The following is a 20384-nucleotide window of genomic DNA, read 5'->3' as shown; positions in this document are numbered from 1 at the left end:
ACCTTGAAGGTGCTCCTCGAACTCGGTGAACTGGTCTCTAAGCAATTCCAATTCTCCCAGATCAGGAGCACTTTCCATCTTTACAACACGACCCGCAAGCCACTCAACGGCGAAAGCCCGAGGCTAGGGGTCGAGGCATCCGTGGTTCGTGCGGCCGGCGCCTGCGCGCCGGCGCCCGCGGGCTCAGGCGGCGACGGCCACCGGCGCGTAGCGCTCGATGAGGGCGCCGAAGGCGGCGAGGTAGGCCGAGAGGAACTCGGCCGTCTGCGGGTTGGTGACCTCGCCCTCGTCGGTGAACAGGCCGGGCGTGGACTGGACGTAGCCCTCGGGCTGGCCGAGCGTGGGGGCGTTGAAGTGGCTGAGGATGGCCTTGAGGTGCTGCTGCGCGGCCGCGGTAGCGATGCCGCCGCCCGAGGTGCCGATGACGGCGGTCGGCTTGCCGTTGAACGACATCTGACCGTACGGGCGCGCCGACCAGTCGAGAGCGTTCTTGAGCACGCCGGGGATCGAGCGGCTGTACTCGGGGGTCACGATGATCACGCCGTCGACGTCGGCGATCGCCTGCTTGAACTCGAGCGCGGCCTGGGGCAGGGCGCCGTCGAGGTCGGGCGAGTAGAAGGGGAGGTCCTTGATGGGGATCTCGACCAGGGTGGCGCCCTCGGGGGCGAGGCGCTCGAGAGCCTTGGCGAGGCGGCGGTTGATCGAGGTCGACGAGATGCTGCCGACGATGTATCCGATGGTCCGGTCGGTCATGGTTTCTCTTTCAGACAGGGCGATCCCCGGCAGGGATCCGCCGTGGACGTTCCACTCACGCGAACACGGACTCCCGCCGGATCTATTCCTGAGCATGTATCGGGCGCATCCCTCTGAGTGGGAACAGGGGCGTCCGCCGCGCGGCGGAGGGCGCCGATACCCGTCCTGCGGGGGATGCCCCTCCCCCGGCCCGCGCCGTAGCGTGGCCCTCGACACCACACGAAGGGACGACCGATGCTCGAACTGAGAGGCATCACCAAGAGCTACGGGGGGCGGCGCGTGCTCGACGACGTGTCGTTCGACGTGCAGCCGGGGAGACTGACCGGCTTCGTCGGCGGCAACGGAGCAGGCAAGACCACCACGATGCGCATCGTGCTCGGCGTGCTGGCGAGGGACGCCGGAACCGTGACCCTCGACGGCGCGGCGGTGACGGCATCCGATCGCCGCGTGTTCGGCTACATGCCCGAGGAGCGCGGGCTCTACCCCAAGATGAAGGTGCTCGAGCACATCGTGTACCTCGCGCGCCTGCACGGGTTCTCGAAACCGGATGCCACCACCCGCGCAACCGCCCTGCTCGAGCGGCTCGGACTCGGCGAGCGCCTGAACGACCTCGTCGAGACGCTGTCGCTGGGCAACCAGCAGCGCGCGCAGATCGCCGCGGCGCTCGTGCACGGCCCGTCGGTGCTGATCCTCGACGAGCCGTTCTCGGGCCTGGACCCGCTCGCGGTCGACGTCGTCGCCGGCGTGCTGCAGGAGCGCGCGGCGGCCGGCGCGGCCGTCATCTTCTCGTCGCACCAGCTCGACGTGGTCGAGCGGCTGTGCGACGACCTCGTCATCATCGCGGGCGGCACGATCCGCGCCGCGGGCGCCCGCGACACCCTCCGCGCCGAGCACTCGACCCGCCGGTTCGAGCTCGTGTCCGCGGGCGACGCCGGGTGGCTGCGCAGCGAGCCCGGCGTGGAGGTCATCGACTTCGACGGCGGGTACGCCGTGTTCGACGCCGACAGCGACGACACCGCGCAGCGGGTGCTGCGCCGAGCGGTCGAACAGGGCGATGTGGCGAGCTTCGCGCCGCGGCATCCGACCCTCGCCCAGATCTTCAAGGAGGTCATCCAGTGATCACGCCCACCCTCCAGACCGACCCCGTCGCGCCGGCGCCGAGCTTCGCCCAGAGCACGTGGCTCGTCGCCGAGCGCGAGATCGGCTCGAAACTGCACAGCAAGTCGTTCCTCGTCTCGTTCGGCATCCTGTTCGTGCTGGCCCTCGCCGGGGTCATCTGGGGCGGGGTCGCCGCGGACGACGCGTCGCAGACGCCCGTCGCCGTCACGAGCGACGCCGAGCAGTACGTGCAGAGCTCCGAGGGGCTCGAGATCACGCCCGTCGCGGACCGCGCCGAAGCCGAGCAGCTCGTGACGGCGGGCGACGTCGACGCGGCGATCGTGGGCGACGCCTCTTCCCCCACGGGCTTCGTCGTCATCGCCGAGAGCGACGCCCCGAACACGCTGCTGATGAGCCTCGCGCAGCTGCCGCCCGTCGAGCTGCTGCACCCCGAGGACGCCACGAACGTGCTCGGCTACGTCGCCGCGATCGGGTTCGGGATCATCTTCCTGTTCTCTGCGCAGACCTTCGGCTCGACGATCGCCGCGAGCGTCGTCGAAGAGAAGCAGACGCGCGTGGTCGAGCTGCTCATCTCGGCGATCCCGGTGCGGGCGCTGCTGGCCGGCAAGGTGATCGGCAACACGATCCTCGCGATGGCCCAACTGCTGATCCTCGCCGCGATCGCGATCATCGGCCTGACGATCACGGGCCAGACCGAGCTGCTGCAGGGTCTGGGCGCGCCGATCGCATGGTTCGCGGTGTTCTTCCTGTTCGGGTTCGTGCTGCTCGCGGCGCTCTTCGCCGCAGCGGCGGCGATGGTCTCGCGCATGGAGGACATCGGCTCGACGACGACGCCGCTGCTGCTGCTGATCATGGCGCCGTACTTCCTCGTGATCTTCTTCTGGAACAACCCGGTCGTGCTCACCGTGATGTCGTACGTGCCGTTCTCGGCCCCGGTGGGCATGCCGATGCGCCTGTTCCTGGGGCAGGCGCAGTGGTGGGAGCCGCTTCTGTCGCTCGTGATCCTCATCGCCACGTGCGTCGCGGCGATCCTCGTGGGCGCGCGCATCTACCAGAACTCGCTGCTGCGCATGGGCGCTCGCGTCAAGCTGCGCGAGGCGCTGGCCGGCTGATCGCCGGAATGACGGATGCCGCACCCCGCGGGGCGCGGCATCCGTCACACGGGCTCCATCACGGCGATGACGTTCCCGCCGGGATCGGTGAACCACGCGATGCTCGGCCCGCCTTCGAAACCGCGCGAGATGCCCTTGGCATCGGTGCCGTAGTCGGGGTCGGTGTAGATCTTGGTGACGACCCCGCGGGCGTTGAGGTCGTCGACGGCCGAGTCGACGTCCTCCACCTCGAAGTTGAGCACCGTGAACACCGCCGGCACGTGGTCGGGCTTGGGGTACACGAAGATGCGACCGCCTCCGGCCAGGGCGATGCCGAAGCCCATCTCGTCGAGCAGTTCGACCTGGACGCCGAGCGTGTCGCGGTAGAACGCGACCGCCGCATCGAGGTCGGGCACGGCGAAGCTCGAGAACGGCTTGTCGGGTGTGAACATGAACGCCTCCACTGGGACAGTCCCCCGCGTCGTCCACGATCCTCCGGTTCCAGGGCGGAGTCCAGGGCCCTGTGGGAGCAGGGTTCGGTACGCGTCAGCGCTCGACGAGGATGCCGTCGGCGTCGGCCCACACGTGCTTGCCGGGCGCGAATGTCACCCCGGCGATCGTCACCGGCATGTCGACCTCGCCGTGGCCGTCCTTCGCGCTCTTGCGCGGGTTCGAGCCGAGCGCCTTGACCCCGATCGGCAGGGCGCCGATGGCCTCGCGGTCGCGGATCGCGCCGTGCACGATGACGCCGGACCATCCGTTCTCGACGGCGGATGCCGCGATGAGGTCTCCGACGAGCGCCGACTCGAGCGACCCGCCGCCGTCGACCACCAGCACGGCGCCCTCGCCGGGGGTTGCGAGCGTCGCCTTCACGAGGGCATTGTCGCGGTGGCAGCGCACGGTGCGGATCGGCCCGTCGAACGCGACGCGCCCGCCGATGTCGTGCAGCTGCAGTGCGAGGGAGTCGAGCGCGTCGCCGCGCTCGTCGTACAGGTCGGCCGTGTGGGTCATCCGCCCACCGTAGCGCCCGCGGCATCCGCGCCCCGCGTGCACAACGCAGGAACTTCTGCCCGATTTCTGGACAGCAGAAGGGGCACGCCGGTGTTTCCGCCGGATGTCCTGCGTTGTGCGCGGCGTCACGGGGCGGGGGGGGTTAGGTGGGAGGGGGAGGGGGAGGGGGGTTCTCGTCGGGGTGGAACGCGGTGAACAGCGAGTAGGTCTCGCCGTCGGCATCGGGCCCGCGTTCTTTGAACTCCTGCACCAGCGCGTACAGGCGCTGTTCGAGCTCGGCCTTGTGCTCGGCGTTGAGCTTGAGCCCCAGCCACGTGATGTCGAGGGCGTCGGGGGCAAGGCCCTGGATCTGCTGCAGGAACACGTCGACGAGCACCGGTGACCCGCCGGGCATCGACGTGCGCCATGACAGCCCGGTCGCGCGGTACGGCACCTCGCGCGCGCCCTGCGCGCCGGTGCGCTCGGGCTCGGCGGCAAGGAACCCGGTCTGCACGAGCGTGCGCACATGGTGCAGCATCGTGCCGGGATTCACGCCGAGCAGTTCGGCGAGCTCCTTGTTGGTGCGCGCCTCGAACGCGCACAGCCGCAGCACCCGCAGGCGCAGCGGCGAGCTCAGCGCGCGCATGCGCGCCTCGTCGGCAGGGTCGCCCGGATGCAGCTCGATCCGCTCTTCCCCGTGCGCGCCCACGCACCCAGCCTAGCCAACCGATTGACTTTTCTCAATCGGTAACGCAGACTGATTGACATGTCCCAATCAGGCGAAGCGGATGCCTCGGCCGACGAGTTCGTGGCAGAGGCGCGCGCCGAATCGAGCGCCCCCGGCGGCCTGGCGGGACCCGTCACCGAGGCGACCGACACCGATGGCATCGGCGCCGCACGGGCTGCGGGCGCCGCGCCCGCCGCGCCCGCAGCCCCGGCGAGTCCCGGCGCCGAGGCACCCGGAGCCCCGGCCAAGACCGGCACCGAAGCATCCGGAACCCCGACGAATCCCGGCGCCGAGGCATCCGGAGCCCCGGCCCCGCCCGGCGCGCCCGCCCAGCCCGGCGCACTCGCGGGCACCGAAGCATCCGGAGCCCCCGGCTCGCTGTGGCGCGACCGCAACTTTCTCACGCTGTGGACCGGTCAGACGTTCGCGCAGTTCGGCGCGCAGATCACCGAGCTCTCCATTCCGGTGCTCGCGGTGCTGCTGCTCAACGCGAGCGAGTTCGAGGTGGGCGTGCTGAGCGCCGCCAACGTCGCCGCGTTCCTCGTCGTGGGCCTGCCGGCCGGGGCGTGGATCGACCACCTGCGCAAGCGCCACGTCATGATCTGGGCCGATGGCGTGCGCGCGGTCGCGCTCGGCTGTCTGCCGGTGCTGTGGGCGCTCGATCTGCTCGAGATGTGGCACCTGTACGCCGTCGCGCTCGTGGTCGGCGTCGCGACGGTGTTCTTCGACGTGTCGTACCAGAGCATCATCCCGTCGCTCGTGCGGCCGAAGCAGATCGCCGAGGCCAACGGCAAGCTGCAGGCGAGCTACGAGGTCGCCAACATCGCCGGTCCCGGCATCGGCGGCTGGCTGATCGGCCTGGTCAGCGCGCCGTTCGCGATCCTCACCACGGTCGGCACCTATGTGCTGTCGTTCGTGGCGCTGCTGCTCACGCGCGACCACGAGCAGCCGCGCGCCGCAGATGATCGCGCCCCGATCCTGCACGAGATCTGGGAGGGCCTGCGGTTCGTCTTCACCGAGAAGCTGCTGCGCCGCATCGTCGGCACGACGAGCACGTCGAACTTCTTCAACTGGATCTCGGGCACGATGCTGCCGATCTTCATCCTGCGCGAGCTGGGCCTGTCGGCCGCGTCGATGGGCGTCATCTTCTCGCTGGGCGCCGTGGGCGGGCTCCTCGGCGCGATCGCGACGCCGCACATCGTCAAGCGCATCGGCGAGGCCCGCGCGATCCCGGTCGCGACCGTCGCATTCAGCATCATCCCGATCTTCATCCCCGTCGCCACGCTCGTGCCGGCGATCGCGTTTCCGCTGCTCGTCGTGCAGGGCTTCGCGGCGAGCTTCTGCGTGCTGCTGTACAACATCACGCAGGTCACGTTCCGCCAGCGCATCACCCCGCCGCGCCTGCTCGGACGCATGAACGCTTCGGTGCGCTTCGTCGTGTGGGGCGTCATGCCGATCGCCGCGCTCCTGTCGGGGCTGCTGGGCACGTGGCTCGGGGTGGTGCCGACCATGTGGATCGGCGCCGTCGGCCAGGTGCTGGCCGGCCTGTTCGTGCTCACCGGCCCGTTCTGGTCGATGCGCGAGCTCCCCGACGCCCAGCACGAGCCGCCGAGCGCTCATCTGCCGTTCTGAGGGGATCGAGCGTTCTGCGGACGATTCACGTCCATGCGATCCGCAGAATCGCGGATCTCCGCGCAAGCGCCGCCAGGCCCGCCTAGCGCGGCAGCGCCCCGAAGAACTCCGCCACGTCGGCCGCGTAGATCGCGGGCTGCTCGAGGGCGGCGAAGTGGCCGCCGCGCGGCGGCTCGGAGTAGTGCGCGATGCGGTAGTGCTCTTCGGCCCAGCGGCGTGAGATCGCGTTGATCTCGCCGGGGTAGGCGGCGACGCCGGTCGGCACCTCGGGAATCGGGTGCGCGCGGCCGTCCGGGTCGAGTCGCGACTCGTAGTAGATCATGGCGGAGGATGCCGCCGCCCGCGGCGCCCAGTAGAACATGAGGTTCGTGAGCAGGTCGTCGACTGCGAACACCTCGAGCCCTCCGTCGCTCCACGCGTGGAACTTCTCGAGGATCCAGGCGGCCAGTCCCGCAGGCGAGTCGGTCTGGCCGACACCGAGCGACTGGGGCTTGGTGGCCTGGAGCTGCGCGTAGGCGCGGCCCGTGGCATCCATCGCGTTCCAGCGGTCCAGTGCCGCGCGCTCGCGCTCGGTGGGGTCGTTCTCCCACCAGGCCCGCCGGTGGTTGCTCAGCAGCGGCAGGTTCGTGTGGAACCCGATCACGGCATCGGCGTGCCGCTGCGCGAGCCGCGACCCGACGATCGCGCCCCAGTCGCCGCCCGCGACGCCGTAGCGGTCATAGCCGAGCTCTTCGGTCATGAGGGTGTGCAGCGCATCGGCGATGCGGGTCGTGCCCCAGCCGGGCTCAGCCGGCTTGCCGCCGAACCCGAAGCCGGGAAGCGAGGGCATCACGAGGTCGAACGCGGGCCGGCCGGGAACCGGATCGACGAGCGGCTCGATGACGTAACGGAACTCGGCGACCGACCCCGGCCAGCCGTGGGTGAGCAGCAGCGGGATCGCGCGCGGGCGCCCCGACCAGGCACGGAACACGTGCAGTTCGACACCGTCGACCGGCACGAGCACCGGGTCGAGCGCGTTGAGGCGCCCTTCGTGCGTGCGCCAGTCGTACTCGTCGGCCCACACGCGGCACAGCTCGCGCAGGGTCGGCAGGTCGACGCCCGCCTCCCACGGCGCTGCGGGCAACGGTTCGGGCCAGCGGGTCTCGTGGAGCCTGCGGCGCAGGTCGTCGAGGTCGGCGTCGGGCACGCGGATGGGTGCGGACAGGTGGGATGCCTCGGCCATGCCCCGATTCTGCACCCGGGCGTCGGCATCACGCTCGCGCCGGGCGAGCTATGCGGAGCGGGTGCGGCATCCGCTCTGCACCGGAACCTCGGGAATACCTCCCAGGTCCATGTGCTTGCATAGGGCTGGGCCAACGGCGTCTCGGACACCACCCACCGAAACCCGGAGGCCACCATGTCGCTTGTCGCCGACCGCATCGCCCAGACCGAAACGCCCATCCTCGACGTGCTCGCCGAGCGGTGGAGCACCCGCGTGTTCGACACCGAGACTCCGATCGACGAGGACGCCCTCGCCGGCGCGCTCGAAGCCGCCCGTTGGGCGCCGACCGCGGCGAACACCCAGCCGTGGCGTGTGATCGTCGCCCGCCGCGGCAGCGACGCGCACGCGAAGGTGCTGGCATCGCTCGCCGGCTTCAACGGCGCGTGGGCCGGCGATGCCGGTGCGCTCGTGGTGTTCGTGGCCGAGACCACGCGTGAGGGCAAGCCCCTGCTGTGGGCGCAGTACGACACCGGCCAGGTGGCCGCGCACTTCACCGTGCAGGCACACGCCGGCGGCCTCTCGACCCACCAGATGGGCGGCTTCGACCGCGACGCGATCAGCGCCGCCTTCGGGCTGGGCGAGGACTTCACGCCGGTCACGGTGATGGCCGTCGGCGAGCTCGGCGACATCCGCGCCGCGTCGCCCGAGCTGCAGGCGCGCGAGAACGCGCCGCGTGAGCGCCGCACGATCGCCGACTCGGTCATCGTCGACGACTGAGCCCCACCCGAGAGTGATGACGGATGCCTCGCCCGATCGTTCGGGCGAGGCATCCGTCATTCGTGTCTGAGGCGGCTGCGCCGCCTACTCGACGATCTCGGCCTCGATCACGTCGTCGTCTTCGGTGGCCGTCGCCGGACCGTCGCTTGTGAGCACGAGCTGCGAGCCGTCGAGAGCGACATCGACGCGCACGATGTCGCCGTCGCGCACCCCGCCCGACAGCAGCGCCATCGCGAGGCGGTCCTGGATCTCGGACTGGATGAGCCGGCGCAGCGGCCGCGCGCCGAACACCGGGTCGTAGCCGCGCTCGGCGAGCCACGCGCGGGCGTCGGGGGTGACCGCGAGGGTCAGCCGGCGCTCGTGCAGCCGCCGCTGCAGCGCGTCGACCGAGAGCTCGACGATCTGGGCGAGGTCGTCTTCGGTGAGCGCCTGGAAGATCACGATGTCGTCGAGGCGGTTGACGAACTCGGGCTTGAACGCCTGGCGCACCAGGCCCTGCACCTGCTCGCGCTTCTCGGCGACCGACAGCGTCGGGTCGATGAGGATCGGCGAGCCGAGGTTCGACGTGAGGATGAGGATCACGTTCTTGAAGTCGACCGTGCGGCCCTGGCCGTCGGTGAGGCGGCCGTCGTCCATGACCTGCAGCAGCACGTCGAAGACCTCGGGGTGCGCCTTCTCGACCTCGTCGAGCAGCACGACCGAGTAGGGCCGACGGCGCACGGCCTCGGTGAGCTGGCCGCCCTGCTCGTAGCCGATGTATCCCGGAGGGGCGCCGACCAGGCGCGAGACCGAGTGCTTCTCGCCGTACTCCGACATGTCGATGCGCACCATGGCGTGCTCGTCGTCGAAGAGGAACTCGGCGAGCGCCTTGGCCAGCTCGGTCTTGCCGACGCCGGTGGGACCGAGGAACAGGAACGAGCCGGTCGGCCGGTTCGGGTCGCTGATGCCCGCACGCGAGCGGCGCACGGCATCCGACACCGCCTTCACGGCCTCTTTCTGCCCGATCAGGCGCTTGCCGAGCTCTGCCTCGAGGTGCAGCAGCTTCTCGGTCTCGCCCTGCAGCAGACGCCCGACCGGGATGCCGGTCCACGCGGCGATCACCGCGGCGATGTCTTCGTCGGTGACCTGCTCGTTGACCATGCGCTCGACGGCCGGCTCGGCCTCCTCGTCGCGCTCGGCTTCGGCGATCTCGGCCCGCAGGTGCTTGATCGTCTCGTACTCGAGCCGTGAGGCCTTCGCGTAGTCGCCCTCGCGCAACGCGCGGTCGCGCTCGGTCTCTGCCTCGTCGAGGCGCTTCTTCAGCTCGCCCACGCGGTTGAGCCCCGCGCGTTCGCGCTCCCAGCGCGCCTCGAGCAGGCGCAGTTCGGCCTCGGCCGCGCCCATCTGCTCGCGCAACTTCGCGAGGCGCTCTTTCGAGGCGTCGTCCTTCTCCTTCTTGAGGGCGAGCTCCTCCAGGCGCATGCGGTCGACCTGGCGCTTGAGCTCGTCGATCTCGATCGGCGACGAGTCGATCTCCATCTTGAGCCGGCTCATCGCCTCGTCGATCAGGTCGATCGCCTTGTCGGGCAGCTGCCGGCTCGGGATGTAGCGGTTGCTGAGGGATGCCGCGGCCACCAGCGCGCCGTCGGTGATCGTGACGCCGTGGTGGGCCTCGTAGCGCCCCTTGAGCCCGCGCAGGATCGCGATGGTGTCTTCGACGCTGGGCTCGCCGACGTAGACCTGCTGGAAGCGGCGCTCGAGCGCGGCATCCTTCTCGATGAACTCGCGGTACTCGTTGAGCGTGGTCGCGCCGATGAGCCGCAGCTCGCCGCGCGCGAGCATGGGCTTGAGCATGTTGGATGCCGCGACCGACCCTTCGCCGCCGCCCGCGCCCATGAGCACGTGCAGCTCGTCGATGAAGGTGATGATCTTGCCGTCGGACTCGGTGATCTCTTTGAGCACGCTCTTGAGCCGCTCTTCGAATTGGCCGCGGTACATCGCGCCGGCGACCAGGGCCGAGATGTCGAGCGCGACCAGCTCTTTGTTCTTGAGGCTCTCGGCGACATCGCCCGCGACGATGCGCTGGGCGAGGCCCTCGACGACGGCGGTCTTGCCGACGCCGGGCTCGCCGATGAGCACGGGGTTGTTCTTGGTGCGGCGGGTCAGCACCTGGCTGACGCGCCGGATCTCGCTGTCTCGCCCGATGACAGGGTCGAGCTTGCCCTGTCGGGCGCGGTCGGTGAGGTTGATGCCGAACTGCTCGAGGGCGCTCTGCGAGTCCTCCTGCCCGGGCTGCTGGGTGGCGTTCATGTGTCTCCTGAAAAACTGCGGGACTCAAAAGTTGAGTCGCTCAGGCTCAAGTTTACCAAACACCTTTCGCGAACGCCAGGGTCACGCCACCGTCTCGAGCGGCCGCGGGACCGCCATCTCGTCGAGGTGGCACGCGAAGCGCGCCCGGTAGGCCGTGGGCGTCGTGCCGAGCACGCGCGTGAAGTTCTGCCGCAGCACGGCGGCCGACCCGAACCCGCACTCGTACGCGACGCGGTCGAGTCCGAGATCGGTCGTCTCGAGCAGCCGCTGGGCGTGGATGACGCGCTGGCGCGCGAGCCACGCGGCCGGCGTCGCCCCGAAGTCAGCCTTGAACCGGCGCGCGAACGTGCGCGGCGACATGTGTGCCTTCGCGGCGAGCTGGTCGACGGTCAGGTCGAGGCGCAGGTTCTCGAGCATCCAGTCGGTGACGGGCGCGAGCGACAGCGACGTCGTGGCCGGCATCGGCTTGTCGATGAACTGCGCCTGGCCGCCGTCGCGCTGGGGAGGAACGACCATGCGCCGGGCGATCTTGTTGGTCATCTCGGCGCCGAGCTCCTGGCGGAGCAGGTGCAGGCACGCGTCGATGCCGGCGGCGGTGCCGGCGCTGGTGATGATGCGGCCGTCCTGCACGTAGAGCACGTCGGGGTCGACCTCGATCTGCGGGTACATCGCGACCATCGTCTGCGCGTACATCCAGTGCGTGGTGGCCTTGCGCCCGTCGAGCACGCCCGCTGCCGCGAGCACGAACGAGCCGCTGCACACACTCAGCACCCACGCCCCGCGCGCCACCGCATCACGGATCACCTCCAGCAGGCGCTCGTCGATGCGGCCCCAGTACTCGCGCGGCGTCGGCGAGACCACAACGAGGTCGGCTTCGTACGCGAACGACAGGTCGCTGCGGACGTTGATCGAGAAGCCCATCTTCGACTCGACCACGCCCGGCTCGGGGGTCACGATGCGGAAGTCGAAACTGGGGATACCGTCATCGGACCGATCCAGCCCGAAGGCCTCGCACGCGACGCCGAACTCGAACGGCGCGAACCCGTCTGTGACGATACAGGCGACGGTCTTCATGGGGAGCCTCCGTGAGAGCGCGAGGAGCGTGGCAGGAATCACGCGAACGGTGTCCATTCTGCCACTCGTGGCAGGAACAACGCAAGCGTAGCGTTCCTGCCATGTTGATTCTCATCGCATTCAGTGCCCTCGCGGTGGCAGGAATCGTCGGATCCCTGATCGCCGTCACCAAAGACGGATACCGTCCCGCCCTCACCGACCGGGCGCGCGTCCCCTGACCCCCGCCGACCGGGGTCAGCGGCGCACGCGCTCGTAGACCTCGACCATCGCGGCCGTGCGCGAGGACTGCCGGAACCGCTCGCGGACCGACAGGTCAGGCACGGGCGCGGTGCCGGCCTCGATGTCGGCGGCGGCGCGCCGCAGGGCGGCTGCCAGCGCAGGAACAGTGGCGGCGGCCTCGGCATCTTCGGCCACCTGCCACAGACCCGACCCGAGTTCGCGCGCGAGATCCGGGTCGCTCACCACCGACGGCGTCCCGAGCGAAGCCGCCTCGAAGATCGTCATGCCCTGCGTCTCGAAGCCGATCGAGGTCTGCACGACGGCATCCGCGCGCTGGATCGTGCGCAGCGTCTGGTCATACGTGAGCTTTCCGACGAACTCCACGGTCCCCACCGCCCGCCGCTTCGCGACCAGTCGCCGCGCCGCGGCCAACTGCCCCCCGCCGCCCACGACGATCACCTCGGCGTCGACGCCGGACTCGGCGACCGCCTCGAGAAAGGGCAGCAGCCGCTTCTCGGGGCTCATGCGCCCGAGCCACACGAACACCGGACGCCGCCGGGTCGGGCGGGACTGCGCGGCATCGGCGAGCGCGGCATCGAGGGCGTCGTCGTCGATGCCGTTCCACACGACATCGACCGCGCCGGTCGCGACGCCCGCGCGGGGCACGACGCCGTGCTCTTCGAGCCTGCGGGCGAAGTGCGCCGAGGGCGCCGTGACCGCACCCGCCCGCGACGCGAAGCGGCGCAGGTACGACCAGCCGTCGCGGCCGGGCTCGCGAGGCGCCGAGGGGCCCAGCATCCGGCGCTGCCACGCGCCCAGCACCCGCAGCACCAGCCGCGGGAACGGCGCCGTCGCCTCGATGCCGACGTCCACGCGATTGTGCATCGTGTGCACGACGGGCAGTCCGTGCCGCGCGGCGAAGCGGTGCCCGAGGAATGCCCCCCAGAAATCGGCCTGCACATGCACGACGTCGACCGGCGGACGGGCGGCGAGCGCGGCATCCACGAAGCGATCGGACCGGCGGCCCGGCCACGCGAACGAGTACTCCCGGTCGAGGGTGATCGGGATCGACGGCAGGTCGACGTAGGCCGTGTCTCCGGCCGCAGCGACGCGCTCGGCCACCGCGCGCCCGCGCGGCCCGTGCATCGCGGGGGCCACGACGGTGACGGTGTGCCCGGCCTTCTCGAGAAACCTGCGCTGCAGCCGCGTCGAGACCTGCGCTCCGCCGAGCGACTCGACGTGCTGATCGCCGAACATCACGACGTGCACGGCGTCACTCCGGCAGCGGCTCGTCGCGGTACAGCGCCTCGAACGTGTCGAGCGTGCGGGTGATGTCGTGCACCTTCACGCCCTCGAGCGAGGCCCGCTGCATGCGCAGTCGCTCCTCGGGGGTCTGCCGCAGCACGCGGTCGATCATCGCGGCGAGCCCCTCGACGTCGCCCGGCTCGAACAGGTATCCGTTCTCGCCGTCGTGCACGAGGTGGGGCAGCGCCACTGCGTCTGCGGCGATGATCGGCAGGCCCGAGGCCATCGCCTCCATCGTCGCGATCGACTGCAGCTCGGCGATCGAGGCGATCACGAAGGCCGAGGCGCGCGTAAGCAGCGACCGCAGCTCTTCGTCGCTCGTGTGCCCGTGGAAGGTGACGCGGTCGGCAAGGCCGAGCTTCGCGGTGAGCTGCTCGAGGTTGCGGCGCTGGTCCCCGTTGCCGACGATGTCGAACGTCACGCCGAGCGTGGGATCGAGCGCGGCGATGGCCTTGAGCACCACGTCGATCTGCTTCTCGGTGGTGAGCCGGCCGACGAACACGAGACGGTTCGCGTCGCGAGGGGTGAGGTCGGCGGTGTAGTTCGACGCGTCGATGCCGCAGCTGATCGGGATCACGCCCTGGATGTCGATCGTCGCCTCGAGAAAGTCCGCGGCCTTGCGGGTCGGCGTGGTCACGGCGCGGGTCAGGTCGAACGTGCGCTTGGCGTCATCCCACGCGAGCTTGATGACGATCTTGTTGAGGAACGCAGGAAGCGCCGTGAAGTCGATGACGTTCTCGGGCATCACGTGGTTGGTCGCGATGATCGGGACGCCGCGCTTGCGCGCCTCGCGCGAGAGGCCGCGCCCGATCACGATGTGCGACTGGATGTGCACGACGTCGGGGTTCACCGCGTTGAGCACCTTGCGTGCGTAGTGCTTGGAGCGGAACGGCATCACGAACGTGAGCCAGTCGTGCGGGTACCAGCGCCACGACGGCAGGCGGTGCATCGTGACGGGCTGGCCCTCGATCGTCTCGACGAACGTGCCGTGGTTGCGGTGGCCGGCGCTGGGCGCCGAGACGTGCACGTCGTGTCCGCGCGCGACGAGTCCGGCGGCGAGGCGCTCGGCGAAGCGGGCGGCGCCGTTGACGTGGGGGAGGAAGGTGTCGGCGCCGATCAGGATGGTGAGCGGGCGTGCCGCGGCGGGCTCGGCCGGTTCGGCGGGAGGCACGGCGTCGGCGCGGGTGTCGTCGGGCGTCGCGGGATCGGTCACGGGTGGTGGATGCCAATCTGTGGGGGCCGGCGAGGTGGCTGTGCGGCCCCTCAACTGTACCCGAGCGGGTTTGCGCACCCCGGAGAACCGCGCTGTGGCGTCGCGTCGGATCGGCTGCGGCATCGGCCCCGTACTGTGGTGTGCATGCCACGACTGCAGGCCGACGCATCCGCACAGAAGTGGGTCGCGGTGACGGGCTCGCTCGGATTCCGCGGTCGGCGACACCGCAGGACCGCGATCCGCATGCTGCTCACGCAGGCGAACCGTGCGATGGGCGCCACCGAGCGGCCGGGCAGCGGCGTGGCGGCGTGGGTGATGAGCCAGGCCGCCCCGCTGCTCATGCGGCGCGCGGGCGGACGTGTGCTCGTGTGGGTGTGGCGGGCCGACCCCGACCTGCTCGTCGTGCTCGCTCAGGTGCAGGAGGCCACACCGCAGCTGCGCACGGCACGGGCCATGATGCCGATCGAGTACGACGACACCGAGGAGTTCCGAAACCCCCATCTCGGGTCCGGCGAGAAGCTGCGCATCGACCTGCCGCGCGATCCGAACACTCCCCCGTTCGCGACCTACACGTGGGACACCGGCACGCACCTCGTCACCGTCACCGCCGTCTGCAGCGACCGCGAGCGCTTCGGCACGGTGATCGGCGCCGTCGATGAGCTCGCCCGCACGCTGCGGATCGTCGAGGACCTCCCGGCGGGCGAAACCCCGAACGTGCTGCGCATCGAGCCCGGCCCGTGAGCGAGAAGGAGATGGATGCTGTGACCCCGCCGATCGACACCGCCCAGGCCGCCGGCGGGCACCCTTCCGCGCACCGCCCGGTGCGGATCGGCGTGCAGCTGCCGCCGCAGCACTCGTCGATCGCGCAGTACCGCGACGCGGTGCTCCGCGCGGAGGACCTGGGTGTGGACGCGGTCTTCAACTGGGACCACTTCTTTCCGCTCACCGCGCCGTTTGAGGGCGACCACTTCGAGGCGTGGACGATGCTCGCCGCGATCGCCGAGATGACCGAGCGGGTCGAGTTCGGACCGCTCGTGAACTGCAGCTCGTACCGCAACCCCGATCTGCAGGCCGACATGGCGCGCACAGTCGACCACCTGAGCGCCCGCGCGAACGGCACGGGACGTCTCATCTTCGGCACCGGCTCAGGATGGGCCCAGCGCGACTACGACGAGTACGGGTACGCGTTCGGCACCGTCGGGTCGCGCCTGGACGACCTCGCCGAGGACCTTCCGCGCATCCTGCGGCGATGGGATGCCCTCACCCCCGCCCCGACGCGGCGCATCCCGGTGCTGATCGGTGGGCAGGGCGAGCGCAAGACGCTACGGCTCGTGGCGCGCCACGCCGACATCTGGCACACCTTCACGCGCCTGGACGACCTTCCCCGCAAGATCGGCGTGCTGCACGAGTGGTGCGCGCGCGAAGGACGCGACCCGGCCGACATCGAACTGTCGACCGGGTTCACGGTGCGCGGCTTCGGGCCTCTTCTCGAGACGCGCGCCGACCATCTGTACGCACTCGGCTTCCGCTTCTTCATCCCCGCGATCGAGGCTCCGCAGTTCGATCTGAGCACGCTCGCGCCGCTGCTGGACTGGCGCGATCGTGTCAACGCGTCCCTCGCCTGAGGGCGCGGCCGCAGCCGACACCGGCCCCGGGCGCCGGTTCGGCGGTGAGTGCGCCGATGTCGCACCCACCGCCGACCCGGATCACGCCCTGCGCCGTCGCGTGCGCAGCAGCAGCGCCCCGGCCAGCACGGACAGGAAGGCTGCGGCGCCGAGCGTCCACGCGGCGGCGGAGTCGGCCCCGGTGATGGCGAGGTCGGGCACGATGACGAGAGTGTTCTGAAGAGCCAGTTCGGCCGTCGTCCCTGCCGCTGCGGTCACGATGACGACCGCGGCGGCCGACCCGTCTTCGGTGCTCACCTTCACGTTCTCGTCTTCACTGGACCATCCCGCGGCGGCCCACCGGATCCTGTCGGCGAGTTCGCCGGCGTGCTCTTCGACCTGCACCTGCGTTCCGAGAGGGACGTCTTCTATCGTGACCGGGGTTCCGGCCACGAGGGACACCGTGCGGGTCTGCGCGTCTCCCTGCAGATCAGTCCACGTCAGGGTGACCGGGAAGGCGGTCGCCGACGACCGGGTCGCCCCGTCACCGGTCAGGGACTTGATGATCGTGAGAGATCCGACGGAGGGCACAGCAGTGTTGACCAGTTCCACCCTGGCCGTGGCGGCAGCACCGATCCTGACGGTCGCAGTGCCGTCGTCGTTCGCCGCGACGCTGTCACCGCTCCATGCGGGGGTCGCCCACGTGAACTGGGGCGTGCCGTCGGGGGCGATCTCCGACAGCGTCACCTCGGTGCCGTGCGGGAGCTGATGCGGGAACTCGACAGCGCTGCCGTCAGCGGGCACCTGGAGCTCGACGGACTGCGGCCCGTGTTCATCCACCCACGATGCGATCACCGTCACGCGGTCCGGCACACCGGCATGGCCGGGACGGACCCCCTCGATGTGCTTGGCGAGCGAGAAGGTCCCCGGCGCCCATGTGGCTTCGTTGATGACGGTGACGAGAGTGACGTCGTCCTGCTGGTCGGAGACGATCACGGTCGCCGACCCGTCGCCGTTGTCATCGACGGCGACGCCCGTGATCGTGATCGATCCCCACACCACGGTGTCGAATCCGGGGCGGGTGCCCTCGGTGATGGTGACGGCGGTCCCGGCCGGAAGCTCCACCCCCAGCGGCGTGGGCTCGACCGCGTTGATCGTGAGTTCACGGGATCGCATGGTGCCATCCGGATCGATCCACGACACGGTGACGGGGAACTGTGTGCGGGCATCCACCTCGCCGGCCGCCTCGCCGCCGATGCCCTTGATCAGGGCGATGCCGGCGGTGGAGGTCGCTGCGTGATTCTCGAGCGTGACGGTCGCATCCGCATCGCGTCCGATCGTCACGATCGCCGAGCGCCCGTCGAGCGCCACACCCGTTCCGGACCAGACCGGTGCGCCCCAGGCGATGGCGTTCCCATCGGCGAGCGGCGTCTCGGTGAGCGTGACCTCGGTGCCGATCAGGAGGTTCTCTCCGAACGGGACCGGTGTTCCGTCGGTCGGGACGGTGAGCGTGGTCGAGCCCTCGGCACCCTCCTGGTTCCAGGTGGCGGTGACGGTGACCGCATCGGGAACGGCTGAGTTGTCGGCCTGGCTGCCGGTGACGGTCTTCATCAGAGTGAAGGTCCCGGTGGTGCGCGAAGCACTGTTGGTGACGGTGACCGTCGCCGGATCGGTGGCGTGTGCGGCTGTGACGACGACCTCGGCCGGGGTGAAGACCGGTTCGGCCCAGGTGAGGGCGTCGTCATCGGTGGGTCGCGTCTCGCTGAAGGTCACGATCGATCCGATCGGGAGATCCTCCAGCAGCAGCGGGTCGCCCACGGTCAGATCGAACAGGCGGTCCGGCTGGGCGGGCACCTCATCGCCGAGCGCGCTGGTGTCGATCCGGGCTCTGACCTGGTAAGTGCGCGCCGGGTCGACGAGATCGGCTGCGGCGCCCTCAAGCGCCTTGACGACGCTGATCGAACCCAGCAGCGCCTCGTTGGTGAGGCTGACGGACACGTTGACCCCGGGCTGGATCACCGCGGTCGCCGTCGCGCCGTCCTCGCTGACTGTCACCCCGGGGCTGGGCGCGAACACGGGGGCGCCGAAGACCACTCCGGGGATCGAGGGAAAGGTGGGCTCGGTGATCTCTACGGTCCAGCCGGTGCCGCGGGCGTTGAGGCCGCGGGCAGGGGGGCCCTGGAGCGGGACCTCCAGGTCGTACTCGTGCTGGAAGGTGCGGGTCGGATCGATCTCCTTCACATGCACGGTGAAGACGGCGTCGTCCGGAACCAGCTCGGCGCCTGGCGTGTCCGCGAGAAGCTTCTCGATCGACACCGATCCACGGGCCACTCCCTGTCCGGTGCCGCTGCCGCTGTTGAACTGCACGATGCTCGTCGAGTAGTCGATCCCCGTCCCGGAGACGGCGTTCTCGTACACGGTGCCAGGGGCGTCCATGCCACCGCTGGCCGTGCACGTGGTGTACCTGATGATGTACTGGTACTCGCGCGTGAACCCGTCACTCATCCCCGTCGGGATCGGCAGGTCGGTGGCGTCGATCTCGAACGTGAGCACATCGCCATCCAGCTTGACATCGGTGACGGAGGTCAGGTCGACGGGGCTGAGGCCACCGTCTTGGATCTGATCTCGGGCCTCGACCCGCAGTCTCAGTCGTTCCGCCAACGTGCCGGCCGGATCGCCCGCAGCGCAGACGGCCTGCGAGCTCGAGAGGGTGTCCGTGAGAACGAGGTGGTCGTCGATGCCCTCGATCACCTCGCCGGGAATCGCGATTCCCCAATCCAAAGTGGTCTGCGGCATGTGCTGCACACCGTCGATCGTCACCACAGAGGTGTTGAGCCCGCCGGTCTTGCCCCGCACACGATCCGGGACGGTCGCCCGACCCGTGGTGACCTGCCCGTCCACGTCGACGCTGTTGGCGTACTCGGTACCGCCCGCAGGAAGGCCTTCCGCGGACACACACGTGACATAGAAGACGACATACCGATAGTCGGACGCCTTGAACTCGAACTCCGCGTCGTCGATGTCGAAGCGAACCTGGAACGCCTGCTCCGTCGAGGACACAGTGGTCGCGGTGAGCAGGTCGGTGATTTCGCGCTGCGCCTGGTCGCTGGGGCCGTACCGCTCGATGACCCGGATGCCCGCAATGGTGTCAGGGCAGACCTCGTGTCCGGCACCGAGGGTCTCGGTCAGAGTGAATCCGTCCTTGCCGAGCAGCTGGTCACCGGCGACGATGACAGCCCAGGCGATCTTGCCGTTGCGAGCGCCTTCGCCCAGAACGCTGCCGTACTTGGTCAGCGACTGATGCCACGGAAGGTTCTCGACCTGCCCGGTTCCGACGCCGGCATCCCCCCACCCTTCGACCTGCACAGAGTTCTCATAGGTTGTTCCCTCCGGATCGATCCGCCCGTCGATCGTGCAGGTCGGATAAGTGACCCGATAGGTGACGTCCGGGTCGAATCCCTCCTCGGGGGCCGTCAGCACGATCGTGAAGTCCGTCGCACCCGGTTCAGGTGCGGTCGTGACCAGGTCGGTCGCATCCACCACCGTGGAGCCGCGCACCGTCTCGACCTTCAAGCCCGTGGGGCTGCAGAGCTGGTGCCCGGCGCCGAGGACATCGTGCAGCGTCACCGTGCTCTGGCCGGCCATCGTCGCGCCGGGAAGATCCACCGTCCACGTCATCGACCAGTTGTTCTCGTTCATCACGCCCGACTTGGACACCTCATCAGGCAGGTCGATGCCGTCATCGACACCGCCCTCCCCAGGAAGGCCCACCAACACCGGCTGGCCGTTCAGGTCGAACACGACTTCCTCTGCCGCGGTCGCCGCCACCGCCGTCACCTGCAGCTGCCAGGTTCCATGAACCTGTTCCGGCAACGCCGACACCACATCGGTGAGCTCGCAGGTCACGGTGCCCGTCGCGGGATCGGTGAGACAGTTGCCCCACACCGCCAGGTCACCGTTCTGATCGTTGCCCATCAGTGCGAAAGGCACAGCCTGCACATAGGCGAACTCAGCCGGCAACCCGATCGTGAACGTGTCCCCCGGGTGCGGGTCGGCATCCGTCGCATCCCACTCTCCAGACACAGTGAGCGTGTCGCCCACGGCCGCCTGCCTGTCGGCCGGTGTGATCGACACACCGCCGACCACGATGTCGGGGTTCGGGGCAGCGTGCGCGGCGGTGGGCGCCGCGACCAACGCGACGACGACGACTCCTACCGCGGCAACGGCGGCCGTCATCCGGTGCAGAACCACACGCCACAATCGGTTCACCCTCGGTAGAGTCCAAGACACAGCAATCTCCTCTGAACGGGCCAGCGACACGACGAAGCGTGAGTCGAATGAGCCGGCGTCGCTCCCCATGAGTGACGCCCCGCGCGGTCGATGAGGGCGC

The 20384-nt window shown here is 69.8% G+C and carries 16 protein-coding genes; 6 read left to right on the top strand and 10 right to left on the bottom strand.

Annotation, left to right across the window (positions count from 1 at the left end; translation table 11 throughout):
• Positions 1–183: 183 nt before the first annotated feature.
• Positions 184–753, bottom strand: coding sequence for an NADPH-dependent FMN reductase (locus AB1K54_RS16870; protein ID WP_371203922.1), 570 nt, complete (start codon positions 751–753; stop codon positions 184–186).
• 234 nt (positions 754–987) lie between these two features.
• On the opposite strand from AB1K54_RS16870, the gene AB1K54_RS16865 reads away from it, so the two are divergent.
• Entirely contained in the window at positions 988–1872 is an 885-nt protein-coding gene (locus AB1K54_RS16865; RefSeq protein WP_371203921.1) for an ABC transporter ATP-binding protein, read from the top strand.
• Complete coding sequence (locus AB1K54_RS16860) at positions 1872–2984, top strand: ABC transporter permease (protein WP_371203925.1); 1113 nt, start codon at positions 1872–1874, stop codon at positions 2982–2984. The genes AB1K54_RS16865 and AB1K54_RS16860 overlap by 1 nt, the downstream gene beginning before the upstream one ends.
• A gap of 44 nt (positions 2985–3028) precedes the next feature.
• On the opposite strand, the gene AB1K54_RS16855 is transcribed toward AB1K54_RS16860, so the two are convergent.
• From AB1K54_RS16855 to AB1K54_RS16845, 3 genes are all read right to left on the bottom strand, one after another.
• Positions 3029–3415 carry a VOC family protein gene (locus AB1K54_RS16855; protein WP_371203920.1) on the bottom strand — a complete coding sequence of 129 codons (387 nt, stop codon included), beginning with the start codon at positions 3413–3415 and terminating at the stop codon, positions 3029–3031.
• Between the two features lie 94 nt (positions 3416–3509).
• A complete protein-coding gene (gene rraA / locus AB1K54_RS16850; protein WP_371203919.1) occupies positions 3510–3974 on the bottom strand; it encodes a ribonuclease E activity regulator RraA in 465 nt (154 codons plus the stop codon).
• Between the two features lie 142 nt (positions 3975–4116).
• Positions 4117–4662 carry an ArsR/SmtB family transcription factor gene (locus AB1K54_RS16845; protein WP_371203918.1) on the bottom strand — a complete coding sequence of 182 codons (546 nt, stop codon included), beginning with the start codon at positions 4660–4662 and terminating at the stop codon, positions 4117–4119.
• 57 nt (positions 4663–4719) lie between these two features.
• Here AB1K54_RS16845 and AB1K54_RS16840 point away from each other — a divergent pair, with 57 nt between their 5' ends.
• Positions 4720–6312 carry an MFS transporter gene (locus AB1K54_RS16840; protein ID WP_371203917.1) on the top strand — a complete coding sequence of 531 codons (1593 nt, stop codon included), beginning with the start codon at positions 4720–4722 and terminating at the stop codon, positions 6310–6312.
• Between the two features lie 82 nt (positions 6313–6394).
• Here AB1K54_RS16840 and AB1K54_RS16835 read toward each other — a convergent pair whose 3' ends face one another.
• The gene (locus AB1K54_RS16835; protein WP_371203916.1) at positions 6395–7534 is read right to left on the bottom strand and encodes an epoxide hydrolase family protein; all 1140 of its coding nucleotides are present in this window, start codon (positions 7532–7534) and stop codon (positions 6395–6397) included.
• Between the two features lie 174 nt (positions 7535–7708).
• On the opposite strand from AB1K54_RS16835, the gene AB1K54_RS16830 reads away from it, so the two are divergent.
• Positions 7709–8290, top strand: a complete 582-nt coding sequence (locus AB1K54_RS16830) for a nitroreductase family protein (protein WP_371203915.1) — start codon at positions 7709–7711, stop codon at positions 8288–8290.
• A gap of 84 nt (positions 8291–8374) precedes the next feature.
• Here the strand turns inward: AB1K54_RS16830 and AB1K54_RS16825 are convergent, their stop codons facing one another.
• The 4 genes from AB1K54_RS16825 to AB1K54_RS16810 form a co-directional block, all read right to left on the bottom strand.
• Positions 8375–10579, bottom strand: a complete 2205-nt coding sequence (locus tag AB1K54_RS16825) for an ATP-dependent Clp protease ATP-binding subunit (protein ID WP_371203914.1) — start codon at positions 10577–10579, stop codon at positions 8375–8377.
• An 81-nt stretch (positions 10580–10660) separates the two neighbouring features.
• Positions 10661–11653, bottom strand: coding sequence for a GlxA family transcriptional regulator (locus AB1K54_RS16820; protein ID WP_371203913.1), 993 nt, complete (start codon positions 11651–11653; stop codon positions 10661–10663).
• A 234-nt stretch (positions 11654–11887) separates the two neighbouring features.
• Positions 11888–13141, bottom strand: a complete 1254-nt coding sequence (locus AB1K54_RS16815) for a glycosyltransferase (protein WP_371203912.1) — start codon at positions 13139–13141, stop codon at positions 11888–11890.
• A gap of 4 nt (positions 13142–13145) precedes the next feature.
• Positions 13146–14390 carry a glycosyltransferase gene (locus AB1K54_RS16810; RefSeq protein WP_371203911.1) on the bottom strand — a complete coding sequence of 415 codons (1245 nt, stop codon included), beginning with the start codon at positions 14388–14390 and terminating at the stop codon, positions 13146–13148.
• 144 nt (positions 14391–14534) lie between these two features.
• On the opposite strand from AB1K54_RS16810, the gene AB1K54_RS16805 reads away from it, so the two are divergent.
• Positions 14535–15131 carry a hypothetical protein gene (locus AB1K54_RS16805; protein ID WP_371203910.1) on the top strand — a complete coding sequence of 199 codons (597 nt, stop codon included), beginning with the start codon at positions 14535–14537 and terminating at the stop codon, positions 15129–15131.
• An 11-nt stretch (positions 15132–15142) separates the two neighbouring features.
• Positions 15143–16015 (top strand): LLM class F420-dependent oxidoreductase, encoded by an 873-nt coding sequence (locus tag AB1K54_RS16800; protein WP_371203924.1) that lies wholly within the window; start codon positions 15143–15145, stop codon positions 16013–16015.
• Between the two features lie 81 nt (positions 16016–16096).
• On the opposite strand, the gene AB1K54_RS16795 is transcribed toward AB1K54_RS16800, so the two are convergent.
• Entirely contained in the window at positions 16097–20230 is a 4134-nt protein-coding gene (locus AB1K54_RS16795; protein ID WP_371203909.1) for a DUF5979 domain-containing protein, read from the bottom strand.
• Positions 20231–20384: the final 154 nt, after the last annotated feature.

Origin of the sequence: Microbacterium sp. BWT-B31 (assembly GCF_041379855.1) — a bacterium.
Lineage (GTDB): Bacteria > Actinomycetota > Actinomycetes > Actinomycetales > Microbacteriaceae > Microbacterium.
The sequence above is the reverse complement of the archived record's forward strand: the minus strand, read 5'-3'. Positions and strand labels throughout refer to the sequence as shown.

Coding starts and splice junctions, on each gene's coding strand:
- AB1K54_RS16870 (WP_371203922.1), bottom strand. CDS start 753: ATGACCGACCGGACCATCGGATACATCGTCGGCAGCATCTCGTCGACC.
- AB1K54_RS16865 (WP_371203921.1), top strand. CDS start 988: ATGCTCGAACTGAGAGGCATCACCAAGAGCTACGGGGGGCGGCGCGTG.
- AB1K54_RS16855 (WP_371203920.1), bottom strand. CDS start 3,415: ATGTTCACACCCGACAAGCCGTTCTCGAGCTTCGCCGTGCCCGACCTC.
- rraA (WP_371203919.1), bottom strand. CDS start 3,974: ATGACCCACACGGCCGACCTGTACGACGAGCGCGGCGACGCGCTCGAC.
- AB1K54_RS16840 (WP_371203917.1), top strand. CDS start 4,720: ATGTCCCAATCAGGCGAAGCGGATGCCTCGGCCGACGAGTTCGTGGCA.
- AB1K54_RS16835 (WP_371203916.1), bottom strand. CDS start 7,534: ATGGCCGAGGCATCCCACCTGTCCGCACCCATCCGCGTGCCCGACGCC.
- AB1K54_RS16830 (WP_371203915.1), top strand. CDS start 7,709: ATGTCGCTTGTCGCCGACCGCATCGCCCAGACCGAAACGCCCATCCTC.
- AB1K54_RS16825 (WP_371203914.1), bottom strand. CDS start 10,579: ATGAACGCCACCCAGCAGCCCGGGCAGGAGGACTCGCAGAGCGCCCTC.
- AB1K54_RS16820 (WP_371203913.1), bottom strand. CDS start 11,653: ATGAAGACCGTCGCCTGTATCGTCACAGACGGGTTCGCGCCGTTCGAG.
- AB1K54_RS16805 (WP_371203910.1), top strand. CDS start 14,535: ATGCCACGACTGCAGGCCGACGCATCCGCACAGAAGTGGGTCGCGGTG.
- AB1K54_RS16800 (WP_371203924.1), top strand. CDS start 15,143: ATGGATGCTGTGACCCCGCCGATCGACACCGCCCAGGCCGCCGGCGGG.
- AB1K54_RS16795 (WP_371203909.1), bottom strand. CDS start 20,230: ATGACGGCCGCCGTTGCCGCGGTAGGAGTCGTCGTCGTCGCGTTGGTC.